The sequence below is a fragment of the Roseivivax sp. CAU 1761 genome (assembly GCF_054482755.1).
In genome coordinates, this window is sequence record NZ_JBTLRM010000060.1 from 1 (window position 1) to 6,812 (window position 6,812).

Below are 6,812 nucleotides of genomic sequence, written 5' to 3' on the forward strand. Positions count from 1 at the left end.
TCATCCCGACAGCCTCGATAGCTGGTCCCGCAGCTCCAATCGTGCCGCGGAGATGACCTCGGCCGCGGCCTCGATGGCCTCCTGCACCGTCGCCAAGTGATCCTCGGCCAAGTCGCCGGATTTCGCGGCCGTATTCAGTGCTCGGACAGCTTGGTTTGCGTTTCCGGAAACGCCCGACAGCTGGCGCAGGATACCGCCAAGGATGTCGCGATCAGGCAGGCGGTCAGCAACGTCCGGTCCCAGCATCACGAGGCGCACGAGATCAGCCGTTGGCATCCGATGCTGATGGGCCAGCTCCTGGAGCTGCTCGAGTTCGGAGGCGCTCATGCGGGCTTTGAACTGGCGGTCTCTCGTCATTGGTCGTCTCCTGGCGGCGGGGGGATCAAACGGGGGCGGAACGCCCCCTTTGCAAGCTTGGATGTGTCCCGCAGGGGCACATCCATACGGCTTGCTGATCCCGACTTCGGTCAGGGTAGACGTTGCCGGTTTCATGAAATTTAAAAGCCGGCGGCCGGCTTCATGTCGGAAAAGACACGAAGGATACCTCCATGACTTGGGAAGCCAGCGATATCGCGCTTGTCATCACAACTGCAACCACAGCGCTAACAGCAGTATCGTCAGTGATAATGCCGTTCCTGACACGCGCGAAGGACGAGAAGGATCGGCAGAAGAACGCCAAATACGAACGTATCTCTTCGTCGGTTCTATTTGTTGTGGCGAACGTCGACCAAGTTGTGGACATAACCAGAAAGAGGAACCTTAGCTCAACGTTGCGTAACGCACAAAAATTTGGAATAACTTTGTCGGATGAAGAGCTCAAACTTGAGTGTGATTTCCAAAGCCATCTACGTATGTCAAACCTTTTGGCTCGCGAAATAGGGGTCGAAAAGGCAGACCTAAGCGTGTGGGTCTCAATAGCTCGACTGAATTGCCCAGCCTATAGGATTGATGGCTCCGAGGCGGTCCCGACAAGTGATGTTACCGAGAAAATTAGGCAACAAAGGGAGGCGCTGGACAACCTTGTCGAAAGCGCTGAACGCATTCTTCGGCAAGCTCGAGAAACCCTCAAAATCGAGTAGTCTTTGTGACCTTATGCCTGGGGCTCTGCCCCAGACCCCGGGATATTCCCGGCGCAAAGATGGTCAAGGTTGCATCCCGCTCCGCGTTCGACATGTGACCTGATGTCGGTGCGCGGGGACGCCACCATCGATGCGCGAAGATGACGGCCGGATCATCCATGGATCGATCCGGCCGCTTTTTTTCAACCCGGCGATTTCCGCGACGTGAGAGGTGGACACACCTCCTGGTCATGCAGAACCTCCTCACCCTCACCCGCCTCGCCCTCCTCGTCACCATTCTCCTGGCCATCGTAGGTCCGACTACGTTCGAACGCCTCGCACAAGCATCGAGAGCCCAGCTGAAAGCACCGATCCATGCCCCCTCCCCCACCGGAAGCGGGCATGGTACCCTGCCCATGTGACAGCCCATGTGACAGGACCACCTGATGCTCAGCCCCAATGAGGCGGCCGCCCGCGCTGGGGTCAGCCGCCGCACCATCATGCGCGCCCTTAAAAACGCCCAGCTTAAAGGGTACCAGGACAACAAAGATCTTTGGCAGATCCACCCTGAATCTTTTGAGGCCTGGGCGTCCGCCCGTAGGACCGCCCAGGTGACAACGCCCACCCCGCCCACGCCTGATGCCCAGGCCGAATTGCGTGCCGAAATCAAGCTGCTGCAGGGGACTGTTGAACTACGGGACGCACGCATCTCAGAACTCGAAGCGGAGTTGCACCGGGAGCGAACGCGGGCTGAGGCAGAGTTGGATCGAGAACGGGAACGGTCTGAGAAAGCCCTCAATGACATTCGCCAAGAGAGGGAGTCTTGGAGAAGGCATGCTGAGGAGCTCGCTACGCGACTGCCCGAAAAGGAAACTACCGCCACCTCAGAGAGGCCCACAGAACCTCGTCGTTTTCGTCTGTGGCCGTTCTGAATAGTCCGCTGCTTCGGAGCCGCCGGTCGCATGAGCGTCGTGGAGGCGCTGTCTGTGGCCCCGCAAGGGGAGTGGGTGCGGCCCGCAGCGCAAAGCGCGAGGACACGGCCCCTTGCGGGGCCACAGTTAGTGGCTCAGCTCATGAATGCGACTGGTGGTGCAGATGCATCGGACTACAGTCCGCTGCTTTGGTGGAGCCTTGAGCCCAACTATGCGCGGGTGGTTTCCGTTTTCAGTTCAGGTATCCGAGAGACTCCACTGCCTTCGTAAACCTTCCATCCAATCTGCTCATGCAGAGAACGGCACATCTCCTGGTACACTGGAAATGGCAATCTCGTATGCGTTCCAACCCGAATGTATCGCGAGCTAATCACGTTGTCTGTGTCAGCCATCAGGGCAATGGCCTGCTCTGCATCCAGAGAAAGATGCAGACCGGACTCTTGGCAGAGCTTTGCCAATGGGCGAACTTTATGCCCATGTTTCTTGCGAAGGTCCTCCAGGTCGTAACCCATACGGACCAGAAGTGATTTCAGGTACAGCTCCACAGCGTGGAAATACAAGAAGTATATGGGGCTGTGAGGATGAGTAGCTTCTGCAGGGTTCTTCTCTAAAGATACTGCCGACTGCGCATATGAATGCGCGTAGTTGAAAAGACCAACCGCTGTTTTGTGAGGTTCTTTCAAGGGACGACCTGCATCATGACGGGTGAGCAAAAAAGGTAGGTACATGAGGCTTAGAACGACGCCCGGAACAAGTCCTTGGGCAGAAGCGCGGGCCTGAAGTGTTGCCGCTCCTAAGCGATGAGGAAGAGGGTAAGCAACATAAGCTCTCTTCTCGGACTCCATCTGAAGACCCTCACAATCGTCCAGAAACAGGTCTCTCGTTGCTTTCTCGGTGGTCCTTGGGGGTGGCATCCCACGAGAGGAGAAACGAACTCAGGGACGTGTATTTCGAGGGCGCCTAGTTTCCCTGGCCCGCGGTTCTCCCCCCAGACCCCCCTCTCTCCGGCGGCTCTGCCGCCTGCGCGGCCTACGGCCTTGCCGATCTTCGATCATAGGCCGCCGCGCGCTTAACGCTCCGAGCTTGCCAGCCTTCTAGGGGGCGCTGCGCTCGGAGCTACGCGCGGCTCATCACCTGGAAACCACCGTTGCGCAGCGCCCCCTCGTAGAAAGGCCTATAGATCGATTCCTGACCCGACAGGTCTCGGGGTACCAAACTGACTTTGTTGGGCCGTACCGAGCCGCATTGTCAGCGGCACAGCCGCTGGCATGATCGGCATTGCTCGCCTCGAGCGCCTCCGGCGTCGGGCTGCGCGAGCCAACGCGGCTCGAAGCCAGACGTCATGTGTCTCACACGGGAACGCCCGCCTACGGCGGGGCTACGCCACCATACACCCGGACAAAAATGTCTAACCGTTGATTTCTCGAGACTTTTTGTAATCGGAGATCCAGCGGCCGATGGTCCTCTGAGTGACCCCCGTGGACCCTGCGATCTGCGCCTGAGTGTAGCCCACAGCGTGCATCTGCAGCGCCTCCATGCGCAGCCGGGCTTTCGCGGTGGCCTTGTCGTCAGAGCATCGTTCGCGCCGCTTCCTCTCACGGTCACGCTCGCGCTTCACGTCGTCATCGACTAGCGCAGTGAGCCCCGCTTCGCGCATCTCCTGCGGGGAGATTTCGAGCCACTCGATGATGGTGTCGGCGCGGAACCGATACCGCGGATCGACTTGTCTCCCCTGCCACTCGATCTTCTCGCCGCGAGCTGCCGCCGCTGCACGGTGGTAGATCGTGGACATTCGGGATTTGGTCTCCCCCTCTGACCAGCCTCCTGCCTCTTGAGCGAGCGCGTAGGTCTCGCGCAGCAAAGGCTGTCCAGCTGGCGTGAGCCAGCTCACCGCGTTGCAGGCCACGAATAGCCAGGCGTCGCGCTGACCGGCCGGAAGATCACCCCACCAACGGTGCTGCCGGAGCCGTTGCAGGTCGGTCAGATACGTCTCCCACAGTGTTCCTGTATCGAGACGTCGTTGCGGCCGGACAGTCTCTCGCTCGGCCCTTCGTTTGGCTCGCTCAGCACGAAGGGAAACGAGCTCGCCTCGAGTAAGAGGCAGGACTTCGTGGGCAAGGTCATCGAAGTCATATCTCTGAATCTGGGAAAGCGAACACGGCCAGACTGGGCGAACCTCGGACGCGTCGGCTTTGCTGTTCGTTGTCCCTGCGATCCTGAATACGCGCGCCGCATCCAAGGCTTTGTAGTCGGCTCCGAAGCCCTTCAGGGCATGTGCCAAGTGCTTCTGGACTGCCATCCATCGGGGGCACGCCCCCCTCGGGGTCTGTTCGATAAGCCAGACCACAACCAACCCTCTGCCAGTCGCCAGGATGTATGAAGGTGCGGGCATGTCTGCGGCATCGAGTGCCCGGAGGACAGCTTGCGCTATTTGCTCAGAGGACCAGCTCGCCCAGGTCGTGTTGTAGACGTCGAGATCGACGTAGGCCGCTCCAAGGTTCGCCAGGGACGAAACACGGCGCCATCCATAGAAAGACTGCTGTGAGACGTAGACGTCTGCGAGGCCGCGCAGCGACTGGACGTACCTGGGCAGATCCTCAAGCGGAACGGCATTCTCCTTCCAGGCAGCATCGCGGCGAGCGACGGTCGCGATCTGCCGCTGTCGGATTTCTGGATGAAGGACTCGAACGTGATCTTCTGGCAAAAGCCAGGATTCACGAGGCGTTGGAGCCCACTGCAGGCCCGCATCAGGAAGTCGGTTTGGGTTCGGATTGTGGTTGTCGTCTGCGACGACGGACGCTAGATTCATGCCTGTACCTATACGACGGCGACCGTTTTTGTTTGGCGACAGGCGGTCGTCGTCTTTATTTGTGCTCCCGAAAATGTCTGACGTGACGCTGCAAAAAGCAAGCTCAGATACCGTGCGTGGCCTTGTAGGAGCGCGCCCACGCGGCAAGAGCTCGTTGAGCCCAAGTCGGATCGTCAGGATCGAGCGGTGGTGTCGGCTCCGGAGATGGATTGATGCCTTCGATTGCAGCTGCAGCGCTCGGCGCTGCCCGCTTCGCGGCGCGATCCAGATGACGCGTCGCTACGCGTCCTCGAGCTGCGCGAAGATGGCCTTGAAGGCCTCGATGTCCTCGCGATTCCGGCGCACTTCGTCCAACGTCGCCGTCTGCAGCTGCACGATCTGCTCGAGTAGTCCCTGGATCGTCTCGAGAGGATGATCCTCCGTCTTCTCGTCCTCGGTCTGCGGCTGGAGAAGCTCGAGCACTCTCCGCGTGTTCTCGTGGGTGCTGGCCAGCACTCTCCTCGACTCTGCCGCTGGTGATGGTGAAGCGGTCTTCTTCGTCGATGACATTGTCGAAATTCCTCTGGTCTGAAATCTGCTCCCGCGCGGCTCGTAGCCGATCCTGAAAATCGCGCGTGTTGCGGCCTGCGGAGGCTCGCTCGAGGCGCTGCCTGGGCGATGGCTCTGCAGTCGTCTGTCGGGCGCTCATGATGCGCGCGCGGATATCCCGGGTGCCGTGCCCTGCAGTCGCTCGAGCCAACCTCTGAGACGTGCTCAGACTGCGTCGCGCACGTGTTGAAGCGTCAGCTTCATCTCGGCGATCTGCTCGCCCTGCGACTTCTGCGTTTCGGCTATCTCGAGCAGCAGATTCAGGGCTTCGCGTACCGTCGTGAGAAGCTCGTCCTCGCCGCTGCCCTCTGGATCCTTGTCCATCAGGTAGGATCGAATTTCCTGGGTCGTCCCGTCGACCCGCTCGAGCGTGCCGCTCTCGCTGCTTTCCTCGCTCTCTGGTTCGGCCGGGACCGGTGTCGGCTGGTCCTCGTTCGGGTCCGGCGGCAGCAGGTCCTCCGGGTCCGGGATATCCTCGGTCATGAAAATCTCCGTTCTTCAAATTCAGGATCGCATCGACGTCAGACGCAGCGATGCCGAGTGCTTTATTGCTGTTGGATATCGTGTCGTCTCCGCTGCGCAGGAGGACGACAGAGCGTCGGTCGCCGCGCACGAAAGAGATGTTGTGCTCTTCCTCGAGGCGCTTCATCGCGGCAGCTCTCTGCTCCAGCGGCTCGCCCTTCACAGTCTCGAGCTGCTGGCTGATTGCCGCGAGGTCGACGCCGAGACGGCCGGCTTTCGCCAATGCTTTCGATGAGAAAGAGGCAAGCGCCGGCCGGCCTTCCGTCAGCGGCCGCACGGCATCCGCGACGATGGTATTTCCCTCGCGTTCGAGCGCTTGGTGCACCGCGCGATTGTGCCGTCCCTTCGTCAGAGAGTGTCGAAATTCGACTTCTGCTTTTCTCGCTAACTTCTCATTCCGACTGTACATGGCATGCGCGTCGATGACGTGGCCTGTCTCCGGATCCGTCGAGTCCCACAGCGCGTGGTAGTGAGGCACCTTCGAGCTGTCGGCACGCTCTTTCACATGCTCGACGAGAAGCCTTGGACGTTCCGGAAATCCCCACTCCTGGGCGATCTCGGCCAGCATCCAGTTGAGCTGTTCAGGCGATATCTCCTCGTCAGGACTGATCGCAAAATGGCGCAGGCCATACTTGTGCCCCGCCATCTCGGCAGTCATCTCAGCATCCAACACCGCGTCAGGCGAGCCCTCGAGCACGGTCACGCGCTCGTTCTCTTCCTTAGAAAGATGCGCTGTGGCAGTGCGGCCGCCGCCCACTGCGATCCTGGTCTGCTTCAGGTTCATCCCGACAGCCTCGATAGCTGGTCCCGCAGCTCCAATCGTGCCGCGGAGATGACCTCGGCCGCGGCCTCGATGGCCTCCTGCACCGTCGCCAAGTGATCCTCGGCCAAGTCGCCGGATTT

8 protein-coding genes and 1 pseudogene are annotated in these 6,812 nt (G+C 60.2%); 3 read left to right on the forward strand and 6 right to left on the reverse strand.

Features of this window, described 5'->3' with window-relative positions; genetic code table 11:
* Positions 1 to 357: a plasmid mobilization protein gene (locus ACXYMW_RS19520; RefSeq protein ID WP_459037001.1), complete on the reverse strand. Its 357-nt coding sequence runs from the start codon at positions 355 to 357 to the stop codon at positions 1 to 3.
* A gap of 191 nt (positions 358 to 548) precedes the next feature.
* Here ACXYMW_RS19520 and ACXYMW_RS19525 point away from each other — a divergent pair, with 191 nt between their 5' ends.
* Both ACXYMW_RS19525 and ACXYMW_RS19530 read left to right on the forward strand, forming a co-directional pair.
* Positions 549 to 1,079 carry a hypothetical protein gene (locus ACXYMW_RS19525; RefSeq protein ID WP_459037002.1) on the forward strand — a complete coding sequence of 177 codons (531 nt, stop codon included), beginning with the start codon at positions 549 to 551 and terminating at the stop codon, positions 1,077 to 1,079.
* 425 nt (positions 1,080 to 1,504) lie between these two features.
* Positions 1,505 to 1,990 carry a helix-turn-helix domain-containing protein gene (locus ACXYMW_RS19530; protein ID WP_459037003.1) on the forward strand — a complete coding sequence of 162 codons (486 nt, stop codon included), beginning with the start codon at positions 1,505 to 1,507 and terminating at the stop codon, positions 1,988 to 1,990.
* A gap of 209 nt (positions 1,991 to 2,199) precedes the next feature.
* Here the strand turns inward: ACXYMW_RS19530 and ACXYMW_RS19535 are convergent, their stop codons facing one another.
* From ACXYMW_RS19535 to ACXYMW_RS19550, 4 genes are all read right to left on the reverse strand, one after another.
* On the reverse strand, positions 2,200 to 2,835 hold the full coding sequence (locus tag ACXYMW_RS19535; protein ID WP_459037004.1) for a HEPN domain-containing protein: 636 nt from the start codon (positions 2,833 to 2,835) through the stop codon (positions 2,200 to 2,202).
* Between the two features lie 563 nt (positions 2,836 to 3,398).
* On the reverse strand, positions 3,399 to 4,799 hold the full coding sequence (locus ACXYMW_RS19540; RefSeq protein ID WP_459037005.1) for a helix-turn-helix domain-containing protein: 1,401 nt from the start codon (positions 4,797 to 4,799) through the stop codon (positions 3,399 to 3,401).
* A 279-nt stretch (positions 4,800 to 5,078) separates the two neighbouring features.
* A complete protein-coding gene (locus ACXYMW_RS19545) occupies positions 5,079 to 5,261 on the reverse strand; it encodes a hypothetical protein (RefSeq protein ID WP_459037006.1) in 183 nt (60 codons plus the stop codon).
* 291 nt (positions 5,262 to 5,552) lie between these two features.
* A complete protein-coding gene (locus tag ACXYMW_RS19550) occupies positions 5,553 to 5,870 on the reverse strand; it encodes a hypothetical protein (protein ID WP_459037007.1) in 318 nt (105 codons plus the stop codon).
* On the opposite strand from ACXYMW_RS19550, the gene ACXYMW_RS19555 reads away from it, so the two are divergent.
* Positions 5,869 to 6,144 carry a hypothetical protein gene (locus ACXYMW_RS19555; RefSeq protein ID WP_459037008.1) on the forward strand — a complete coding sequence of 92 codons (276 nt, stop codon included), beginning with the start codon at positions 5,869 to 5,871 and terminating at the stop codon, positions 6,142 to 6,144. The genes ACXYMW_RS19550 and ACXYMW_RS19555 overlap by 2 nt on opposite strands.
* Before the next feature lie 138 nt (positions 6,145 to 6,282).
* Here ACXYMW_RS19555 and ACXYMW_RS19560 read toward each other — a convergent pair.
* Positions 6,283 to 6,693, reverse strand: a pseudogene (locus tag ACXYMW_RS19560) (relaxase/mobilization nuclease domain-containing protein); the annotation flags it as partial.
* Between the last annotated feature and the right edge of the window lie 119 nt (positions 6,694 to 6,812).

Excerpts from the sequence above, each read along its gene's own strand:
- ACXYMW_RS19550 (WP_459037007.1), bottom strand. The coding sequence starts at position 5,870 with ATGACCGAGGATATCCCGGACCCGGAGGACCTGCTGCCGCCGGACCCG.
- ACXYMW_RS19520 (WP_459037001.1), bottom strand. The coding sequence starts at position 357 with ATGACGAGAGACCGCCAGTTCAAAGCCCGCATGAGCGCCTCCGAACTC.
- ACXYMW_RS19525 (WP_459037002.1), top strand. The coding sequence starts at position 549 with ATGACTTGGGAAGCCAGCGATATCGCGCTTGTCATCACAACTGCAACC.
- ACXYMW_RS19555 (WP_459037008.1), top strand. The coding sequence starts at position 5,869 with ATGAAAATCTCCGTTCTTCAAATTCAGGATCGCATCGACGTCAGACGC.
- ACXYMW_RS19535 (WP_459037004.1), bottom strand. The coding sequence starts at position 2,835 with ATGGAGTCCGAGAAGAGAGCTTATGTTGCTTACCCTCTTCCTCATCGC.
- ACXYMW_RS19530 (WP_459037003.1), top strand. The coding sequence starts at position 1,505 with ATGCTCAGCCCCAATGAGGCGGCCGCCCGCGCTGGGGTCAGCCGCCGC.
- ACXYMW_RS19540 (WP_459037005.1), bottom strand. The coding sequence starts at position 4,799 with ATGAATCTAGCGTCCGTCGTCGCAGACGACAACCACAATCCGAACCCA.